The organism is Aliidiomarina soli, from assembly GCF_003986975.1.
Classification (GTDB): domain Bacteria; phylum Pseudomonadota; class Gammaproteobacteria; order Enterobacterales; family Alteromonadaceae; genus Aliidiomarina; species Aliidiomarina soli.
The window spans coordinates 1-19,450 of record NZ_PIPO01000004.1; the positions used below are offsets into that span (position 1 = coordinate 1).

Annotated in this window: 16 protein-coding genes and 1 rRNA gene; 9 read left to right on the forward strand and 8 right to left on the reverse strand. The window is 52.8% G+C overall.

Annotation, left to right across the window (positions count from 1 at the left end):
• Positions 1–42 precede the first annotated feature (42 nt).
• Positions 43–158 (forward strand): 5S ribosomal RNA (rrf, locus tag CWE14_RS09180).
• Positions 159–438: 280 nt separating this feature from the next.
• Positions 439–978, forward strand: a complete 540-nt coding sequence (locus tag CWE14_RS09185; RefSeq protein ID WP_126799114.1) for a superoxide dismutase family protein — start codon at positions 439–441, stop codon at positions 976–978.
• Positions 979–1,030: 52 nt separating this feature from the next.
• Here the strand turns inward: CWE14_RS09185 and CWE14_RS09190 are convergent, their stop codons facing one another.
• Genes CWE14_RS09190 through CWE14_RS09215 form a run of 6 tightly spaced genes read right to left on the reverse strand, consistent with a single transcriptional unit; the run spans position 1,031 to position 10,954 of the window.
• Complete coding sequence (locus CWE14_RS09190) at positions 1,031–4,708, reverse strand: translocation/assembly module TamB domain-containing protein (protein WP_126799115.1); 3,678 nt, start codon at positions 4,706–4,708, stop codon at positions 1,031–1,033.
• Entirely contained in the window at positions 4,705–6,462 is a 1,758-nt protein-coding gene (locus CWE14_RS09195) for an autotransporter assembly complex protein TamA (RefSeq protein ID WP_126799116.1), read from the reverse strand. Before CWE14_RS09195 ends, CWE14_RS09190 begins: the two co-directional genes overlap by 4 nt.
• A gap of 13 nt (positions 6,463–6,475) precedes the next feature.
• A complete protein-coding gene (locus tag CWE14_RS09200) occupies positions 6,476–7,636 on the reverse strand; it encodes a heme biosynthesis HemY N-terminal domain-containing protein (protein ID WP_126799117.1) in 1,161 nt (386 codons plus the stop codon).
• Positions 7,636–9,540 carry a uroporphyrinogen-III C-methyltransferase gene (locus tag CWE14_RS09205; protein WP_126799118.1) on the reverse strand — a complete coding sequence of 635 codons (1,905 nt, stop codon included), beginning with the start codon at positions 9,538–9,540 and terminating at the stop codon, positions 7,636–7,638. The genes CWE14_RS09200 and CWE14_RS09205 overlap by 1 nt, the downstream gene beginning before the upstream one ends.
• 3 nt (positions 9,541–9,543) lie before the next feature.
• The gene (gene hemC, locus CWE14_RS09210; protein ID WP_126799119.1) at positions 9,544–10,485 is read right to left on the reverse strand and encodes a hydroxymethylbilane synthase; all 942 of its coding nucleotides are present in this window, start codon (positions 10,483–10,485) and stop codon (positions 9,544–9,546) included.
• Positions 10,486–10,522: 37 nt separating this feature from the next.
• Positions 10,523–10,954, reverse strand: coding sequence for a DUF2914 domain-containing protein (locus tag CWE14_RS09215; protein WP_126799120.1), 432 nt, complete (start codon positions 10,952–10,954; stop codon positions 10,523–10,525).
• A 163-nt stretch (positions 10,955–11,117) separates the two neighbouring features.
• Between CWE14_RS09215 and lptM the strand changes: the two genes are divergently transcribed.
• From lptM to uvrD, 7 genes are all read left to right on the forward strand, one after another.
• Positions 11,118–11,297: an LPS translocon maturation chaperone LptM gene (gene lptM, locus CWE14_RS09220; RefSeq protein WP_126799121.1), complete on the forward strand. Its 180-nt coding sequence runs from the start codon at positions 11,118–11,120 to the stop codon at positions 11,295–11,297.
• The gene (lysA, locus tag CWE14_RS09225; protein WP_126799122.1) at positions 11,290–12,561 is read left to right on the forward strand and encodes a diaminopimelate decarboxylase; all 1,272 of its coding nucleotides are present in this window, start codon (positions 11,290–11,292) and stop codon (positions 12,559–12,561) included. The genes lptM and lysA overlap by 8 nt, the downstream gene beginning before the upstream one ends.
• Positions 12,555–13,382 (forward strand): diaminopimelate epimerase, encoded by an 828-nt coding sequence (gene dapF, locus CWE14_RS09230; protein ID WP_126799123.1) that lies wholly within the window; start codon positions 12,555–12,557, stop codon positions 13,380–13,382. The genes lysA and dapF overlap by 7 nt, the downstream gene beginning before the upstream one ends.
• Positions 13,379–14,074, forward strand: a complete 696-nt coding sequence (locus CWE14_RS09235) for a DUF484 family protein (protein WP_241972366.1) — start codon at positions 13,379–13,381, stop codon at positions 14,072–14,074. The genes dapF and CWE14_RS09235 overlap by 4 nt, the downstream gene beginning before the upstream one ends.
• A gap of 11 nt (positions 14,075–14,085) precedes the next feature.
• Complete coding sequence (locus CWE14_RS09240; protein ID WP_126799124.1) at positions 14,086–15,003, forward strand: tyrosine recombinase XerC; 918 nt, start codon at positions 14,086–14,088, stop codon at positions 15,001–15,003.
• Positions 15,000–15,710 carry an HAD-IA family hydrolase gene (locus CWE14_RS09245; protein ID WP_126799125.1) on the forward strand — a complete coding sequence of 237 codons (711 nt, stop codon included), beginning with the start codon at positions 15,000–15,002 and terminating at the stop codon, positions 15,708–15,710. Before CWE14_RS09240 ends, CWE14_RS09245 begins: the two co-directional genes overlap by 4 nt.
• A gap of 105 nt (positions 15,711–15,815) precedes the next feature.
• A complete protein-coding gene (uvrD, locus tag CWE14_RS09250; RefSeq protein WP_198676569.1) occupies positions 15,816–17,987 on the forward strand; it encodes a DNA helicase II in 2,172 nt (723 codons plus the stop codon).
• A 41-nt stretch (positions 17,988–18,028) separates the two neighbouring features.
• Here uvrD and rarD read toward each other — a convergent pair whose 3' ends face one another.
• Both rarD and CWE14_RS09260 read right to left on the reverse strand, forming a co-directional pair.
• Complete coding sequence (rarD, locus tag CWE14_RS09255) at positions 18,029–18,970, reverse strand: EamA family transporter RarD (RefSeq protein ID WP_126799127.1); 942 nt, start codon at positions 18,968–18,970, stop codon at positions 18,029–18,031.
• 2 nt (positions 18,971–18,972) lie between these two features.
• Positions 18,973–19,431 carry a thioesterase family protein gene (locus tag CWE14_RS09260; protein WP_126789417.1) on the reverse strand — a complete coding sequence of 153 codons (459 nt, stop codon included), beginning with the start codon at positions 19,429–19,431 and terminating at the stop codon, positions 18,973–18,975.
• Positions 19,432–19,450: the final 19 nt, after the last annotated feature.

Genomic DNA, 19,450 nt, shown 5'->3' on the forward strand with positions numbered 1-19,450 from the left:
ACGTTGAAGTTGCAACAGCTTGTTGAAGTTGAACCAAATTTGTCTGGCGGCCATAGCGACGTGGAACCACCTGAATCCATTCCGAACTCAGTAGTGAAACATGTCAGCGCCGATGGTAGTGTGGGGCCTCCCCATGTGAGAGTAGGACACCGCCAGGCATCCAAACGAAAGAAACCCCAGCCAACCGGCTGGGGTTTTTTCGTTTGCGTAGCACTAAAGCAGGCGCGGGGCTTGAATCTTGAATGGGTCCCCGGCGAGTTGACGTACCAACCATACTGCCCCCATTCAAGATTCAAGCCCCGCGCCTGGTCTGCCCATCCCCAAACCGAGCACCCATCCACGCACCGACAGCCAATCCAAGCACCACCCTCCCCCGCAACCCCCCAATCTATGCTAACCTATTCATGTAGTTAATATTTTCCTTAAGGGAGTCAGACCATGAAGAAACTAATATTGGGTGTTATACCAGCGTTGATGCTGAGTGCATGTGGTGAAAGCGGTACCGCCGATGTCCTACATCAGGCGGGCATTGAAGAGTACACCACCGCGATGGTAGCAACAGAAGGAAACGACGTAACAGGCATGGTGACGTTTCGCCGAACTGGCGACGGTATAGCGGTTACCGCGCACATTGAAGGGTTACAACCTAACCAGCAGCATGGCTTCCATATTCACCAGTACGGCGACTGCAGTGCTCCGGATGGTACCTCTGCAGGTGGTCATTTTAATCCGGAGTCCACTCGCCATGGGGGTCGTGACCACGATGAACGCCATGTTGGCGACCTCGGCAATTTAGAGGCAAACGAAAATGGCGAAGCCCATGTTGAGTTTATTGACGATCGTCTGCAAATGGATGGCCCGCACAGTATTCTTGGTCGGGGTGTCATTGTTCACGCTCAGGCTGATGACTTTGAAAGTCAGCCAACAGGGGATGCTGGTAGCCGCCTTAGCTGCGGTGTCATTGGCGTTGCAGACTGAAGCTGAATTCAGAGTAAATAAAAACCCCTCCTGATGAGGGGTTTTTTTATTATTAGTTACGCTCAATCGAATAGAAGAAATCAGCACCGCTTCGTTCGTTACCAGTGTGCGATTCGAAGTTAAGGTTGTCTGTTAACCGATACATAATGAAGAATGTACTGACCGGTTCGACCAAGCCTACCCCGTACTTGATATACAAACGAGATGAAATTTGTTTGCCAATATAGAGTGAGGTTGATTCAAAGGTATCGCCTGCATCCAGACTGATCTCATCAACACCCAAGGTGTTAGTTAGTCGCTCACCGAGTCGGTTACCGCCGCTCATACCTAAAGCAAGAGTAGCCCGGGCCAGCATATTCGCTTCACCGGTGTCGCTTTGTCCTGGTCCCCGGCCAAATAAAAGGTAGGACAGAATGGCACTGTCCTGCATGTTTGGCGAACTAAATAAGTTGAATGTCGGGTTCTGTAATGTCCCGCCTACCCTTGCACCAGCGGTAACACTGTCCATTTCGATACGACGTTCTACGCGCAGATCGAGTCCAGGGTTGGCGACCGGCCCGCCGGTGAAAATAAGTCGGCCCCGTTCTATATTGAGGTTCTGTCCATAGATTTCATATTCACCCGTGGCAACGTCGATATTACCCACAGCAGATGTTTCCTGGCCAGGTTGTTCAATGATTCTTAGCTGACCGGTAAGTCGGCCTTCAAAGCCATAGGCACTAACCTGAACGTCATCTCCCAGGCGAACGGTAAGATCCATATCGAGCGGTACTGCGGTGGCATCCATGTCATATTCAGTGCCGTCGCGTCCGATAAAAACCGTATCTGATGAGATGGAATCGACCGTTTCAAAATCGGGAGGGGTAATTCGGGCGCTAGGTACATCTACTGATCCTCGCAGACGTATAAGCTCAGGCGTATATTCGATTTCGAGTTGAGGTGCAATGGTGACCTTAAGATCGCGGGTGTTCAACGCGGGAAACGCATCGCCTTGCACACTTACCTGCGCGCGTTGTTGCTGTAAATTATAGCTCCCTTCAATGCTGACTTGCCCTTCCCCTGCATCTACTGAGCCAGTGAACTGAAACGGTTCCTGGGCAGCACTGGGCGCTTCTACGCTCATATTCAGATTGCGTAAATCGAGACCGGTAGCAGGGATCTCCGCATGTCCATCGCGTAGCTCTAGTCCGCCACCGACATTTAAATCATTTATAGTTCCTGAAAAATCGAGACGTCCGTTGAGGTTGCCAGAAATGTTCTGAACCTCTGGAACTACTGCGGAAATTAAGGTTAAACGTTGTACGTCGATGCCAACGTAGCCCTCGAACTCGCGGTCAGGCGTTAGCACGTCGAAGATATCGAATTCCGCTTCCACACCGCCTTCGAGTTGCTCTGAAAGCAGCTGAACGTAAACCTCAAGCTGCTCCTGGCCACCCTGAATACGCAGCACTTCGCCTCCATCGAGGTCAACGCGGAGGTCTTGAGTAGGGATCTGGACGGATGAATCGGAAATGGATAGACGAACGTCACTTTGTAGCTGGTCGTCTTGCAGACCGAGGTCGGCGAACAGGCTGAATTCACCCAGAATATTGAAATCCTCAGGAAACCAGGGCGCGAACATCTGATAGGGTACGTTTTCGGCGGCCACTTGCAAAGTCGTGTTGTTCGAGTCTCGTTGCCACTCCGCCTGAAGACATATTTCAGACTCTCGGGATGCTATTAAAATACAGCTTTGGCCCAGTTCTACGGCCCGCTCTGACAGATGCAACGGAGCCGGTTGCGTCAGACGCCATCGACCAAGTTCAGGATAACGAAGCTCCAGTTCCTGCAGTTCACCTTGCCAGGTAAACTGCTCCCGAGACCAGCGACCCTGCAGCTGTGTGCGCATCGTTAGCTGGTCGTATTCGACGTCGAGCGCAACCTGATGTGGTTGGTTGGAGCTTTGCTGTAGGGTTAAATTAACCTGTTCAATCTGGTGTTCGGCAATGGCTACATTAGAGACCTGCAGTGAACCTGTTGGTAAATTTTCAAAATCTGTATTCAGGTCAAGATTCAGCTCAACAGTGCCTATTGCGTAGTCGCCGTAGGCGAGGTCAGCGCCGTTAACTTCGACGTGTAGAACAGGGGCGCCGGGATCACCACTTAAGCGGCCGCTGGACTGCAATTGTCCCTGAGCTTGAGAATACAGACTTTCGATGTTGGGCACTTGCAGGGTCCAGCTTAGTGTCAGATCGTCCGGACCGTAACGACCATCGGCTTGTAGTAAGGCATCGCCGAGCTGCAATTCAAAGTCGTTGGCCTGGATGCGGTCACCGTCGATTTCAATTTCGCCACGGCCACTAACCTCGGAGGAATCGAGGGTACCACTCAGGCTTTCAATGGAGGCAAACACCTGCAGGGTGTCTGTGTAGCGTCCTTGGGTAGTGATATGGGTATTAAGGTTCCCGGTCACTTGGTCAGTTAAACCTTCTAACTCCAAATTATCAACGCGAACTGCCAGGTCCCAACGTAAATCCGGTTGCCACAGAAAACTGCCGTCGATCGCTATTTCGCCCTGACCCGTTGCAGCACTGACACTTAACTGTGACGCCCCTTGTTGATCGCCTTCAGCCTGAAGGGAGAACTCAGATAACGTAAAGCCAAGAAACTCTACTTCACCCTGAATATCAACCTCCAGCTGCTCGCCGAGTTGGGCAAATCCACTCAGGTTGAACTCTCCATCGTTGCTGTCCACTTCTGCTTTAAAGTGGTCAATGTCGAGCCTTTGATCGGCATAGGTGAACAGTCCATCGAGGTCGACACGACCCTGGGTCACACTATCTAACCAACCTGATACTTCAATATCGAGTTGCTCAAGGTTACCCTCTCCAGCAATGCTCACGTCAAGGTCGTTGATTACATCGTCCGTCGCGGCAAGGGATAACTGGGTCAGGTGGAGGTTGGCTTGCCAGCGTAACCCTTCTGCTTGCAGATAGTTGCTTAGCTCTGCAGTCAGTTCACTATCGGCGATACCTTCAGTCGTGGTGGTAAGCTTCACTTGGTCCAGATCTCCATTCGCTTCAGCGACCAGAGTCAGTTCACCGGTATCGCCCAGATCAAGGGTCGCCTCGGCGTTCAGATCAAAGGGGTAGCGTCCTCGTGTATCGACTTCCCCGTAAAGAGTGACCATTCCCTGTGGCGCTTCAATCTTGAGGTACTCGATGTGCTGTTGGCTGCCCAGGCTTTGTGCTCGTAGTTCAATGGTATCCACCTGCTGCGTGCTGCCGTTACTGTGAATCCTGATGTTACGAAGTGCCACATGCTCGAGCTGGATATTTACCGGCAGATTAATATCGGGCGGTTGAAAAGGCTCTTGAGAGCTGTCTTCTGTTTCCTCGCTCGGCGGCAACTTTAATTGCATGGCGCTGAATTCAAATGACTCAACATGTAGTAAGCGCTTACCTAGCTGAGTCGGCCTCCATTCCAAATGTACATCGGAAATATCCAGTTCGAGTTCACCTTGCTGATAACGAACCTGCCTCAGGTTGAGTTCGCCGAGCAGATGGCCATCAAGGTGTTCGACTTCAAGCGTGCCTGGTGCCAGTTTACTGGCCAGGCTGAAGGTTGCCCGGGTACCGGTTTCAGTCCCCAGTAACAGCAGAATAGCGACCACAAGGCTGATCAGTAGCGAGACTAATACAAGCAGCCCAACACCGGTGTAATGCAGCGTACGTTTAATGGCAGGCTTCATAAGTCCGGCCCTAAAGTAAGGTGTAAGCGCACATTGCTGCCTTCCGGACTGAAACCATGAGCTAGATCGATACGAATGGGCCCCACCGGACTTTGCCAGCGTACCCCAAAACCTGCGCCGTGGCGGAAGGCGGTCGAAATATCGTTGAAGGCTTTACCTGCGTCCCAAAACGCAGCGACCCGCCAGTTTGGCTTAAATTCATAATCGGCTTCGAGGCTGGTGACGATCAAATGACGTCCACCGCGCATGAATCCTTCGTCATCGCGTGGACCTACTTCACGATAGCCATAGCCACGAATGCTTGAGTCACCGCCTGCATAAAAACGCAGAGAGGTGGGGATACGCGAAAAATCAGAAGAAACAGTGGTGCCAAGATCAGCGCGGGTGAGTAAGCGAAAACGGTCCATAAAGGGAACCACCAGCTTTCCTCCCAGGGAAACCTGGAAGAAATTGGTACTGGAGAGCACTTCTTCGGTGGCGCCACGTAAGCCAAGTGAGGTACGAAAGCCCTCTTGCACATCGAGTCGGTTCGGTGTGTGTACGCGATCCCACTGAATGCCCGGGATTAAGAACTGGGTATCGCGGCGCTCTCCGGAAAGCTCATCTCTCTCATCTTGCCAGTCCAGACTGATGGTACGCTGGGTGCGATCGAGTTGATGCTGCCAGCTTACCCCCACGTTAATTAATTCGGAACGGGTGGTTGAGGTGTCTTCGTCACTCCACGCGGCACGGACAATATACTGATCGGTCTGCGGTTGAGCACCCGGAATAATGTAGTTCGTACCGACCGCAGAAACCAATTCGGAAATTTGGAACTGGGTATTAAAACGATGCCCGCGGCGGTTTACCCAGCGTCGATTTTGTTCAAAGCTAATGCGAGCCCCCGTATCGGTGCCGTAGCCAATACCAGCACGATAATGAGTGCGCTTATTTGGCTCCAGGGTGATATCAATGGGAACCTGATAGTCTTCGCTTGTTTCGTCCCAAAGCGGCTGAATTTGCACCCGGCTGAAATAATTACTGTCGGCGAGGCCCATTTGCAGCTCGACCAGTTCCTCGGAGGTAATGTGCTCGCCTTCTTCGAACTGCACAAAGCGCTGTAAAATTTCTTCGTCAAGTTGTGATTCACTGAAAGTGACCCGGCCAAAACGATGACGCGGTCCCGAGTCAAAGTGAAGGATAACATCTGCTGCATAGTCGCCCATATCGAGGCGCAGCTCGCTTTGTTCGAAACTGGCATTGCGGTAGCCGCGGTCTGCCGCCAGGGACCGTAGCCGACTTTTCGCATTCTCGTAGTTGCGATGGTGAATGCTTTGGCCGGGTTGAATCGGAAGGTCGCTCAGAAGGCGGGAAAAGGCGGCGTCGTCCTGAGCATCGCCAATGAGGCGGATATCGACCTCACGGATCGGCATCGCTTCACCTGTTTCGATACGGTAGGTTGCTCGCCATCCTTCGTCATGGCGTTGCAGTTCGCTATCGACGTTGCTGCGATAATAGCCGGCCGGTGCCAGGGCGCGACGGATTTCCTGTTCAGCTCTGCGGTGAAGGTAGCGCACCCGCCCCGGGCCTGGTGCAGCCTGATTGTGATAGGCGTAAATAGAAAGACGGTTGCGGACATTGGTTAGCAATTGTCCACTGACCCCCTCAATGACAACCTGGAGTTGGGGCTCTGCTTCATCTTCGTCCTGCGCTGTGACTTGCAGGGACAGTACCATCAAACAAATTGTCCCGAGTGAAAGCCACCACAGTTTCATGTCATTACCTTATTCAGAGTTTATACGACTGCGCCTCTTTATACGCCTCCACTGCCTTTTCACTGTGCCCTGAAGCGAGGTAGGCATCGCCAAGCAGTCGATAGTAGTAGGGCGTACTATGCAGACTTAGCGCCGTTCTGAGTGCTCGCTGGGCAGGTTCTGAGTCACCTTGCTGCAGATACAACACTCCGAGTAACGCGATGGCATCCGCATCTTGTGGCGCCCCTTTTATATACGCTTCAATATAGCCAGTCAGGTCACTGGCTGTCTGCCAAGTATGTGTAAAGGGTGAGTATAGTAGCTCTGCAGGCGTCAGGTACTGCTTTTGCAGACCTTTTATTAATACGCTCTGGCTTGCGCTTTGCTCTCCTCGCTGGTCGAGTACCGCGGCATAGGCCAGGCGAACTAATGCACGCTGGCGGGATTTTTTGTGTAGCGCGCGCCAACGCTGTTGTAAATCAGGACTGGAGGAGGCAGCAGTGAAATAGCCGATCACCGCTTTTCTTTGATACTCAGATAATAAAGTCGAGAGCAGTGCCCGGTCGTTTTCTAAGGCGGGCAATAGTTCGAAAAGTAACTCATGGCGATTATGACGCAGATAAAACGCGGCCGCCGCACGTGTTACCCCGGTATGGCCGGGATGTTCTGAAAGTAAGCGTTTAAACGCAGTAACACCAGCATCGGGTGCAGAGCTGGCGGCATGCTGGATCTGCAGTGCCAGAAGCGGATTTGCTTTGTCGCTGGCTTGTTCAAGCAAGCGACGTTCAGTGTCGTCATCTTTCAGTAACCGTGCTGAGGTGGCTGCAAGCAATAGAGCATCATGTGGTTCTTTAAGCAGACTGGCTGCACGTTCGGCATGTTTCTGCGCCTGCTCGTAGTCACCCGCTGTTAGTTGCTGCAGCGCCTGAGTGAACTGCTCGTGGGCTTTACGCTCACGACGCTGGCTTGCCCAGCGGGAGCCGCGCCGGGTGCTGCGGACTATCTTTTTAATTAACCAATCTAGCAGCCAGATGAGTAGCACCGCCGCAAGGATTAACAAAACCAGCACCACGACGCTGGTTTCTATCTGATACCCGGCCATCACAATAAGCACATAACCGGTTTGCCCGGAAAATAACGGCCCAGCGATGAACCCGGCTAGAACTATAAGGAGCAAGATCAGGGCTTTAACCACTAGTTTGCTCCTTCAAGTCGGTCATCTACTGCATCTTTAAGCATTGCTTCAGAAAGTAACCGTGTCGGGTAGTCAGGTTCTAAATCGTGCTCACTCAGTTGCCGTAATTCAGTGGCTAACTCTTGCACTCGTTGGCTTTCGATATCGAAATAGCGCTCTATCCAGTCTGCTGTCTGGCGTAATGCTTCACGGTAATTAACCGTTTGCCGTTGCATCAATGCCTGCTGGGCTAACTGCAATTGCAGTTGCAACTGGCTTACCAGTAAGCTCCGCTGCTCATGACCAAGCTGCATTGCTGGCAGTTCATCAGTGCGCTGAACGCGAATGAAGTCGTCGGTGAAGGAGTCCCAGGCTTTGGCAAGGTTGTTGCGCCATTCCGAGAAGTCTCCACTGATATCATTGTTGGTCTCTGCAGGTTGATCCAGTTGCGATTGTTGCTGATTGAATGGCAGGTCATGGATCTGACGGCGCATCGAGCTTAAGCGAATAGCAAGTTCTTCCAGATTGGGTTCTTCGATGTTGTCGAGCAAATCAATGTCTGCCTGCAATTGCTGGCGCAGCGGAATCAAACTCCGCTCATCCGCGTCGCGCAATAATTCGTCGGCTCGTTGCAGTAAACGAATCGCGGTTGGCCGGTCCATATCCAGCCACAGCGTTCGGCCTGCGGCCATGACCAGGTCCCGTGCTTCAACCAGGTAAAGGTCCTGCGACATGCGCATGCCTGAACTATCTAAATCCTCTTGCAGCCGCTCTAATTCATTGCGTTGCTGGGAAAATTCGTCATGCATCGCCTGGCGTTCTTCCGCCTGTTCTTCCCGTCGTTGGTTCGCCTCTCGTTCGCGCTCCTGTTGCAATCGGCTCATGCGTTCATCGAGACTACTTTGCAGGCCCCGGAAAAGATCGCCTTCCAGTCTTTCCTGCGCCCGGGCTGACGATTCAATCCGCTCATTCAGCGTTTGTAACTGAGCGTTGGTCTGCGCCCGATAACTCTGCTGCTGCGTCCATACCCAGTAGTTTCCTCCCGCGAGTATGACGACGCACACTAACAGGATGAGGCTGAATAAGAGGTAAAAGCGACTACGGGGAGCCGGCTCAGTCGGCTTGGCAGAATGTTCGGTGCGGTCAGAAGATTGACTGGTCACGGTTTTAGTCTCTTTAGTTTGCAGGTCTTGAATGGTCGTCACCAATGCGTTCGTGGTGGCATTCTGGGCCTTATGTACATGTGTGGTCTTGACCCCTTGCTGGGTCAACGCATCGTGCAGGCGCTGACTGGAAACGACCCAGTTTATACTGCGCGCCCATTGCAGCCCGTCATCAATGAGATCGGCAAAAAATAAATCCAGTTGCTGCACGCTGGTGACCACGGCGATATCCACCTGTTGCTGCCACTCTGGAAGTTTCGTCGAGATATTCGGATGCAACGGGCTGCGCTGGTAGACCTCCAGCGTCTCAACACTGGCACCTCGCTGGCGCAGTGTATCGGCAATCAGGGTACGACCGTCTTTACCGGTAACAAATAACCAGTGCTGGTGATCCAGTTTACCTAATTCGTCGAGGGCGAGTAGTGACTCGCCGGTATGCTCGGGCGCCGGGTAGGTGACCGCTTGATGAGTAGCGGCAACGAGACGCTCAGCGGTGCCACTGCCGACACAGTAATAACGGCCTTTTGGCCAGGTAAGTTTGTGCCCGCTAAGCTGCTGATCGAGAAAACCAACGGCCGTCGGGCTGACCACGACAATGCCGTCATAGGTATCAGCAAGCTGCGCCAATACCTCGTCGGATAAGGTGATCTGTTGAGTTTCAATCACCGCATGACGAAACACCTGATAGCCTTCGCTGGACAGAGTTTGCTCAAGCGCATTGGCCTGATCATGCGGTCGGATTAACAGAACACCGGTGGTCATAGCTCAGGCCTCGTTACTTTCGTAGACGTCGCGTAAAATTACACCAGCACCACGGGACAGCAGGTCATCGGCAAGCGCGGTGCCTAAGTCTTCAGCGTCAGCTTTATTGCCGCGGATCTCACCACGAACAATTTCACTTCCGTCAGGGCGGCCGACCAGGCCGCGCAAATAAATTTCGTCGCCGTGCAGTTCAGCAAAGGCTCCGATAGGAACCTGGCAGCCTCCTTCCAGACGTCGGTTCATGGCCCGTTCTGCGAGCACACAAATACGGGTGATCTCGTGTTCCAGCGGTTTCAGGTAAGCCTTGACGCGATTATCGTCACTGCGACATTCAATACCTAAGGCACCCTGACCATTGGCCGGCAATGACTCCTCTGCGGGTAAGCGCATGCGGATCCGCTCACCAAGCTCGAGCCGAACCAGTCCCGACGTCGCCAGGATAATGGCATCGAACTCACCTTCATCGAGCTTGCGTAAACGGGTTTGCACATTGCCCCGTAAATCTCTAATCCGCAGATGCGGAAACCGTGCTGCGATCTGGCAGCGGCGGCGCAGGCTGCAGGTGCCGACCACGGCCCCCTCTGGCATCTGCTGTAAATTGTCGTACTGATTCGAAACAAAGGCGTCGCTGGGCTCTTCACGTTCACAAATAGTGAACAGCTCAAGACCAGGTGGGAACTCAACCGGCAGGTCTTTCATTGAGTGGACGGCCAGGTCAGCACGGCCTTCGATCATGGCAACTTCAAGTTCTTTGACAAACAGTCCTTTGCCTCCGATTTTCGCCAGCGGGGTGTCCAGAATAACGTCGCCGCGCGTGCTCATTGGCAACAACTCCACCTGCAACCCCGGATGTAGCGCTTCCAGACGTGCCTTAATATGTTCTGCCTGCCATAAGGCAAGCGCGCTTTTGCGTGTTGCAATGACCAGTTTATCGTTTTTGCTCATGAACCTGCTCTACTACTTAAAGAATGAGGCAGCACGATTAGCGCTGCACCTGGAAGTTATACTCTACCAATTCATCACCACCGTCATTGACCACACGCACGGTCCAGTCGCCTTCTTCCAGATGACTGATCTGTTTAGTGGAATAGGTGCGCCAGCTGTTACTGCCGACGGCAAGCTCAATTTCAGCATCCAGTTCGCCATTGCGGTACCAGCGGTGAGTAATACCGCGACCATCGTGATTAACCATATGGGTGAAAAAAGCCAGACGGTCGAACTCTTCACCGCTGTGAGTGTAACTGCTGCCGAGGTCATCAACGGGTTCGCGATTTTCTACTGCAGTGGTTAGTACAGCGCGTTCAACATATTGTTCATTAAGAGTGACGTGGTTGGTTTCGGAAGCCGTCACAACAGAAAACTGGAACAGGAAAAGTAAAGAAAGTGAAATTGTCGCGAGTTTGTTTAGCATCATCTAAGTCCTTGTATTGGGCAGCCACCATGAGTACCACTTTAACTTGCCTGGCTGTCATTGAATAGCCGCGTGAATAGCCACACGAAAACCCCTGGAGTCGGGTGACAAATGCCCCTTTGAATGCGATTATAGGTCCTTTGCCGTCTTAAGTGTAACGCGAGCTATGATAAAACGCATCTTCCACCTGGTAACTGTTGTTTCCGTTGTTTCGGTCCTTGCTGGCTGTGGACAAAAAGGGCCGCTTTATATTCCACCGGAACCTGAAACCACAGATATTGAGCAACAACGCGATGACGCCGATCAGAATGCGCAGTCCCAGCAATCAGTGAGTAATAATGGCTAATCAGAGTTTTCAAGCATTTACGTTCCAGGCGACTCATCTCTATGCAGAAAACGTGACGGCTTCCAGTCTGGCCGAGCGTTTCGGCACGCCGCTGTATGTATATTCCCGCGCTGCGATCGAGCAAAACTGGGATGCCTTTAATCAACACCTGCCGGCCCCACATCGCACCTGCTATGCGGTAAAGGCGAACAGCAACCTGGCGATCCTGCAATTACTGGCGTTAAAAGGGGCGGGTTTCGATGTAGTTTCAGGCGGTGAGATCGCTCGCGTTTTAAAAGCCGGTGGCCGCGCAGACAGCATTGTTTTTTCCGGGGTAGCGAAATCGAAAGCTGAAATCGAGTACGCATTAGAGGTCGGCATCCTCCAGTTCAATGTCGAATCCTTAGCCGAACTTGAACGTATCAGTGCGATTGCGCAGCAGCGTAAACAGCAGGCGCGGATCTCATTGCGTGTTAATCCTGACGTAGACGCCCGCACTCACCCCTACATTGCGACCGGTCTTGAAGCGAATAAATTTGGTATTCCGATGCGGGATGCTCTGGCCGCTTTTAGCAAGGCGAATCAGTTGCCGGGTCTGCAGGTGGTCGGTGTGGACTGCCATATCGGTTCGCAACTGACTGAGTTGACTCCGTTCCTTGATGCCATGGACCGTATGCTGAGGTTGATTGACGAACTGGCCGCCCAGGGTATTGATATTACTCATCTCGACATGGGCGGTGGTTTAGGCGTGCAGTACGAGGATGAACAGCCTCCGGCAGTCGGTGACTACATCCAGGCGATGCTTGCTAAGCTTGCAGATTATCCTCAGTTGGCCTTGTACCTTGAGCCCGGTCGCGCCATTGTCGCCAATGCAGGCATTCTGTTGACCCGGGTTGAGTACATTAAAGCCAGTCAGAAAAAAGACTTTGTGATTGTTGATGCAGGTATGAATGACATGTTGCGTCCTTCGCTGTATCAGGCCTATCATCGAGTTGAGAATACCGTGCAGGGTAAGCCACTTATTACCAAGCCGGTCGACGTGGTCGGGCCGGTATGTGAAACCGGCGATTTTTTAGCGCAGGGACGAGCACTGGCCGCCGAAGAAGGTGATGTACTGGCGGTTTTTGGTGCTGGCGCCTATGGTTTTGCTATGAGTTCAAACTACAATACCCGGGTACGACCCGCTGAAGTCATGGTCGACGGCGATGCCGCTTATCTCATCCGCGAGCGAGAGGAGCTGGAACAGCTGTGGCAACACGAACGACTGGCGGACTTTAAATGTTGATTCACTTTTCGAAGATGCATGGGCTTGGCAATGACTTTATGGTCATTGACAATGTGACTCAGAATGTCTTTCTGAACAACGACCAAATTGCCATGCTTGCTGATCGTCACCGTGGAGTGGGCTTTGATCAACTGCTGATGGTCGAGGCGCCGTATGATCCTGACGTAGATTTCCACTATCGAATTTTTAATGCGGATGGCTCGGAAGTTCAGCAATGCGGCAATGGCGCGCGCTGTTTTGGGCGCTTTATCCGCCATAAAGGGTTGTCCAATAAGAACCGTTTTCGCGTCAGCACGAAGAAAGGTGTGATCAGTATTAGCCTGTTAAGCGATGGGCAGGTGGAAGTGGATATGGGACAACCCGTGTTCGACCCTGCGCAGATTCCGTTCCGGGCGAATAAAAGTGAGACCACCTATATTTTAAGAGCAGCGGAACAAACCTTCCTTTGCGGTGTATTAAGTATGGGTAACCCCCATTGTGTGATGCTGGTTGATGATATCGAGCAAGCGCCAGTGAACGAGGTTGGCCAGTTGCTGACCCAGCATGAACGTTTTGCGGAAGGTGCCAATATTGGCTTTTTACAGGTTATAGACCGCCAGAATGCACGCTTGCGTGTCTTTGAGCGCGGTGTCGGCGAAACACAAGCCTGTGGTAGTGGTGCATGCGCCGCCGCCGTTTGGGCAATGATGCAAGATAAACTGGATGCGACTGCCACGATTCAGCTACCAGGTGGACCACTACAGATAACCTGGCAAGCAGGGCAAAGCGTAATGATGACCGGGTCGGCGACCCATGTATTTGATGGACAAATGGTATTATGAGCAAAGCCGAGATGTTAGTCAGCGAAAGTGAACTGCGCCTGGATGACCAGGCGATCGCAGAATACCTTAAAGAAAACCCAGAGTTCTTCGCTCGCAATCCGGAATTGATTGCATCGATGAAGCTACCCCATGAACAGCAGGGGACAGTGTCACTGATCGAGCGTCAACAGCGTTTGCTGCGCGACCAGATTGAACTGTTGCAGGAAGAAATTACTGACTTAATGAGCAACGCCCGGCGTAATGAACATATTTTCCGAGGTTACAGTGCGTTGTATACAAGGCTGCTACGCTGTCAGTCGTTGACTGAAGTGTCCGCGGCGTTGCATGACACTTTTATCAATGAATTAAGCTTGCCTGAGTTAACCTTAAAGTTCTTCATTGACGACCACCGAGTGCCGGATCGTTACCGTTTCAGCGCCGACACGCACAAGCAATTACTAAGCAAACGCTTTGTCGATGAGCCGGTCTATTTTGGCCGCCTTACTCAGGATGAACTGAATTTACTATTCCCGGGTAAGCCGGTGCAGTCCGTGGCCTTGATGCTGTTGGGGCGTGATCCTAAAGTCGGCTTGCTGGCGCTTGGCAGTCATGACCCGTCGCATTTTGAACCCAATATGGATTACCTATTAATCAGCCAGTTACAGGCGCTGTTAAGTGTCGTTTTACCTGGACTGGTTACCACACCAGAGTAGCGGAAGCCCCTATGGCTGAGTCCATCGAGCTTGAACGATTGGTCGACCGGTTTATCGACTACCTACAGGGTAGTCGCGGCTATGCGACGCATACGCTCACTCAGTATCGCCGCCAGTTAGGGGTCATTACTCAGGCGCTTGCTTCGCAGGGACTGCAACAGTGGTCCGAATTAACCGCCCGTGCCATTGAGGGCCTGGTGGTGAGCTGGCGTCGCCAGGAGATCGGTATTCCTTCTATTCATCAGCGTCTGGCCGCGTTGCGCAGCTTTTGCGATTATCTAGGCGAACGTGGTGAACTGCAACACAACCCGGCTAAACTGGTGCAGGCACCGAAGCAAGGTCGGCGTTTACCGAAAAACATGGATGTCGATGGGGTGGCTCATCTGCTTGATGAGGAGCCAGACGACGAACTCGGTGTTCGTGACCGCAGTATGTTTGAATTGATATACAGTGCCGGCTTGCGTGTGTCGGAGCTGGTTAGTCTCAACCTCTCAGATATCCCTACCGGGCGGCTTGCTACCCATGAACTCAGAGTAACCGGGAAAGGTGGCAAGACCCGGATAGTACCTTATGGTGCTGAAGCCGGGTTGTGGTTAAAGCTATGGATAGCGACACGCAAAAATTGGCCGCAAACAGAACCAGAGGCACTGTTTTTAAGCCAGCGCGGACGGCGGCTATCGGTCCGTTCGGTGCAGTTGCGATTGAAACAATGGGCCTTGCGTCGGGGCATCAGCGATAACCTGCATCCACATAAACTGCGCCACAGTTTCGCCTCGCATATGCTGGAGTCGAGTGGCGATCTGCGAGCGGTGCAGGAGCTTTTAGGGCACGCCAATTTATCCACGACTCAGGTCTATACCCATCTCGATTTCCAGCATCTGGCTGGTGTCTATGACAACGCTCACCCACGAGCAAAGAAGAAACCATGATCCAATTTCACCGTCGCTTACGACCGGTCAAAGTGATCAGCTTTGATCTTGATGACACTCTGTACGACAACCTCCCGGTGATGCAGCAGGCTGAACAGGCACTGCTTGAATACCTTCATCAGCAGTTCCCGCAAACGGCGGCCTTCGGCCTGCAGGACTGGCGCGCGCTGCGTGACAAACTGGCGGCGGCTGATGCCATGCTGGCAACCAATATGACCGCGTTACGCCAGGCTACATTGCGCCATGGGCTGGAACAACACGGCCTGGCAGCTGATCTGGCCACGCGCGGTGCTGAAGACGCCATGCTTCACTTTCTTCAACATCGAAACCAGGTGGACGTCGCGGATGATGTGCATCATCTGTTGGACGCCTTAGCCGCACGCTTCCCGCTGCTGGCTATTTCCAACGGCAACGCCGATATCAGTAAAATCGGCATTGGCGAGTACTTTACCCAGGCATGGCAACCGAGTGAGCATTTACGCGGTAAACCAACCACGGATATGTTTCGCGCCGCACAGCAGAAACTGGGCTTTAACCCAGCTGAACTGCTGCATATCGGCGACCATCCGGTGAGTGACGTGCAGGGCGCGGCCCGCTTTGGTGCGCAAACTGTGTGGCTGAACCAGAGTGGCCGTTTTGACCCGCGCCTGACCTGGTTGCCCACGGTCACAATTGCGCATTTGCCGCTGTTATCTGATTTTCTGTAACGCTGAGTGCTGGTTGCATATACAGTATACGGGCCGTACACTATAGGCTGAACCGCCTGGGCAGCAGTCGCTGCCTTTTGCTTATCTAGTTATATGGGGCTCGCAGTGGACGTATCTTACTTACTTGATGGACTTAACGACAAGCAACGTGAAGCGGTCAGCGCGGGTGAGCAGCACATGCTGGTTCTAGCCGGAGCCGGCAGCGGCAAAACACGGGTGCTGGTCCATCGGATTGCCTGGCTGATCCAGGTTATGAACCAGTCACCGTTGTCGGTGATGGCGGTGACCTTTACTAATAAAGCGGCCGCGGAAATGCGCGGACGAATTGAAAAGCTAATGGGCCGCGATGTCCGGCAAATGTGGATCGGCACGTTCCACGGTCTCGCCCACCGCCTGCTGCGCGCTCATTACAAAGATGCTGGTTTGCCGCAGAACTTCCAGATCCTCGATAGTGATGACCAACTTCGGCTGGTTAAACGCACCATTCGCGCTTTGAACATCGATGAAAAGCAATGGCCAGCGAAACAGGCACAGTGGTATATCAACGGCAAAAAAGATGAGGGCCTGCGTGCGCACCATATCGATGCCTATGATATTGCCGAGCAAACCCACAAATCGATTTATCAGACCTACCAGGAGTCCTGTGATCGGGCCGGCCTGGTCGATTTTGCGGAGCTTTTATTACGCGCTCATGAGTTACTTCGTGACAATCAGTATGTACGGGAGCATTACCAGCGGCGCTTTCGCCATCTACTGGTCGACGAATTTCAGGATACCAACTCCATTCAGTATGCCTGGGTCCAGTTGCTGGCCGGCAAAGACAATCATGTCACCATCGTCGGTGATGATGATCAGTCGATCTACGGCTGGCGCGGAGCCCAGGTTGAGAATCTGCAACACTTTCTGCGCGACTTTCCGACTGCCGAGACCATTCGGCTGGAGCAGAATTACCGCTCGACCAGCACCATTCTTAATGCCGCCAACGAGGTTATTGCCAATAACAGCGACCGCTTAGGCAAAGATCTCTGGACCGACGGGGTAAGCGGCGAGCCGATTAAGGTGTACGCTGCGTTTAACGAACAGGACGAAGCGCGTTATGTCATAGGGCGTATTCAGGAATGGCTGGATCAGGGCAATGCTTTGCAGGACGTCGCTATTTTGTATCGTTCCAACGCCCAGTCACGGGTGCTGGAGGAGACCTTGCTATATAACAGCCTGGCCTACCGTATTTATGGTGGCCTGCGCTTCTTCGACCGGCAGGAGATTAAAGACGCCCTCGCCTACTTACGCTTAATCAGCAACCGGATTGATGATGCCGCCTTTGAGCGGGTGATTAACACGCCCAGTCGCGGTATTGGTGATCGCACTTTAGGTTTGATCCGTGAAGCAGCGCGTGATCAGCAGCTACCGATGTGGGACGCCGCCGCGTTTCTGGTTCGCGAAGGGCGGCTCACCGGACGTGCTAAGTCAGCGGTACAGGGGTTTATTGACCTTATTACCCAGCTGGAAGATGAAACCACGGATCGTCCGCTGGCAAAACAAACGGATATTGCGATTTCACGCAGTGGCCTGATGGCGATGTATGAGTCGGAAAAAAGTGAAAAGGCGGAAACCCGGGTAGAGAACTTACGCGAGTTGGTCAGTGCAACCGAAAGCTTCATGCCAACTGGTGATGAAGATATGACGCCGCTGGCTGAGTTTCTTTCTCATGCCGCGCTTGAAGCCGGTGATGAACAGGCGGATGAGCACCAGGATGCGGTGCAGTTGATGACCTTGCACAGCGCCAAAGGGCTTGAGTTTCCTCTGGTGTTTATGGTCGGTGTCGAGGAAGGTTTATTTCCGTCGCAGCAGTCGATGGGCGAACCAGGGCGGCTCGAAGAAGAACGACGCCTGTGCTATGTCGGTATGACACGTGCCATGCAGCAGCTGGTCATTACCTATGCCGAGAGCCGTCGCCTGTATGGGCAGGAACAGTTTCACCGTAAAAGTCGTTTTATTGGAGAAATGCCGCCGGAAGCATTGGATGAAGTGCGGATGCAAGCCCGGGTCAGTGCGCCGCAGACAGGTTTAGGTCGTTTCCATACCGGCGCCAGTCACGAAACCTTTGAGCAAACGGGTTTTCAGCTGGGGCAGCGAGTGTTACACGCTAGCTTTGGCGAAGGCACGGTGCTGAACTATGAGGGCAGCGGACCGCAGAGCCGGATTCAGATTAATTTCGACGACCGCGGCAGTAAATGGCTGGTGGTGGCCTATGCTAAATTAACCCCGCTGTCTTAGCGGGGTTAATGTTAACGTGGATAACGTTAGCGAGAACGGGTTTAGTGTTGCTCGTTGCGATAACGGCGTGCTGCAAGTATGGTTTGACGATGGGTACGCGCGGCATCAAATGAGTAAATCGCCAGAGCGGTCCAGATAATCGCAAAGGTGATGACTTTGTCTTTGCTAAAGGTTTCGCCATACACCCCCACCGCGAGTAAAAACATCAGGCTGGGGCCAATGTACTGGAAAAAGCCAAGGGTTGAGTAGCGAATCCGCTGTGCCGCGCCGGTAAAAAATAGTAAGGGCACCGTGGTAACAACCCCTGCGGCCATTAACAGCCCATTTAATTGCCAGCTGTTGGCCATCAGGTTGCTGGTTTCACTATCGGCCCAAAAGAAAAACCAAAGCAGAATAAACGGCAGTAATAACAGAATTTCCAGCCATAGCCCGGTCAGCGAATCAAATGGCAGTTTTTTACGGATCGCCCCGTAGGTGGCAAACGAAGCGGCCAGTGCTAATGCTATCCATGGAATGGAGCCAAAGGTAATCAGCTGGAAGAGTACGCCGAAAAGAGCCAGAAAAACCGCCGCCAGTTGCAACCGGCGCAGGCGTTCAGCAAAGAATACCATGCCAATTACCACGTTCAGTAACGGGTTAATGTAGTAGCCCAGACTGGCCTCAAGAATAAAGTCATTGGCGATCGCCCAGATAAACAGCAACCAGTTAAAGCCGATCAGACAGGCCGCAATACCCAGCCGGAAGAGCAGTGCCGGCGCTTTAAAGGCGGCGGCGACCCGCCCCATTCGACCAGTCGCGATAATAAGTATCAGCACCAGGACAAAGGCCCAGATAATCCGGTGGGCAAGAATTTCGAATGCTGGGACATGGCCCACGGCTTTGAAATAAATAGGCGCCAGGCCCCAGATGGTATACGCCACAATGGCGAAAATAACACCCTCGCGGGAACGCTTATGTTGTTCTGCAGCGTGCAGATCGTCCATTACTAACCCACCATGTAAGTGCCGGTGCCAAAGGCAATCAGCATGTTGTCTTCATTATGCATTTCCATCCGGGCGACAGCGACTTTATTGCCCGAGCGAATGGTATGTGCCGTGGTGATAAAGGTCTTGCCCCGGCCTGGGCGCACATAGTCGACCCGTAAATCAATGGTGCCGCAACGTGAGATACGCTGAATCACTTCGTCAGGTGACGTATCGTCTGGCAATGTCTCGACCACGCCGGCAATAGCCACCAGGCCGCCACACATATCCAGAGCAGTAGCCGTCACCCCGCCATGCAAAATGCCCTGAGGTACGTTCCCAATCAGGTCAGCCTGCCAGTGGAACTGAACTTCCGAAATATCGGACGCGAATCGCTTTACCTCAAGCCCAATAAGGCGATGAAAGGGAATTTGCTCATTCATTAAGCGCGAAATTTGGTCAAGTAGCGGCGATGTCGGCATTTGTAAATGGTTATTAAGG

Bases quoted from the DNA above. Each gene is read 5' to 3' on its own strand.
- lptM (WP_126799121.1), top strand. From the start codon at position 11,118: ATGATAAAACGCATCTTCCACCTGGTAACTGTTGTTTCCGTTGTTTCG.
- dapF (WP_126799123.1), top strand. From the start codon at position 12,555: ATGTTGATTCACTTTTCGAAGATGCATGGGCTTGGCAATGACTTTATG.
- CWE14_RS09245 (WP_126799125.1), top strand. From the start codon at position 15,000: ATGATCCAATTTCACCGTCGCTTACGACCGGTCAAAGTGATCAGCTTT.
- CWE14_RS09240 (WP_126799124.1), top strand. From the start codon at position 14,086: ATGGCTGAGTCCATCGAGCTTGAACGATTGGTCGACCGGTTTATCGAC.
- CWE14_RS09190 (WP_126799115.1), bottom strand. From the start codon at position 4,708: ATGAAGCCTGCCATTAAACGTACGCTGCATTACACCGGTGTTGGGCTG.
- hemC (WP_126799119.1), bottom strand. From the start codon at position 10,485: ATGAGCAAAAACGATAAACTGGTCATTGCAACACGCAAAAGCGCGCTT.
- CWE14_RS09235 (WP_241972366.1), top strand. From the start codon at position 13,379: ATGAGCAAAGCCGAGATGTTAGTCAGCGAAAGTGAACTGCGCCTGGAT.
- rarD (WP_126799127.1), bottom strand. From the start codon at position 18,970: ATGGACGATCTGCACGCTGCAGAACAACATAAGCGTTCCCGCGAGGGT.
- CWE14_RS09195 (WP_126799116.1), bottom strand. From the start codon at position 6,462: ATGAAACTGTGGTGGCTTTCACTCGGGACAATTTGTTTGATGGTACTG.
- CWE14_RS09205 (WP_126799118.1), bottom strand. From the start codon at position 9,540: ATGACCACCGGTGTTCTGTTAATCCGACCGCATGATCAGGCCAATGCG.
- lysA (WP_126799122.1), top strand. From the start codon at position 11,290: ATGGCTAATCAGAGTTTTCAAGCATTTACGTTCCAGGCGACTCATCTC.
- CWE14_RS09215 (WP_126799120.1), bottom strand. From the start codon at position 10,954: ATGATGCTAAACAAACTCGCGACAATTTCACTTTCTTTACTTTTCCTG.
- CWE14_RS09185 (WP_126799114.1), top strand. From the start codon at position 439: ATGAAGAAACTAATATTGGGTGTTATACCAGCGTTGATGCTGAGTGCA.
- CWE14_RS09260 (WP_126789417.1), bottom strand. From the start codon at position 19,431: ATGCCGACATCGCCGCTACTTGACCAAATTTCGCGCTTAATGAATGAG.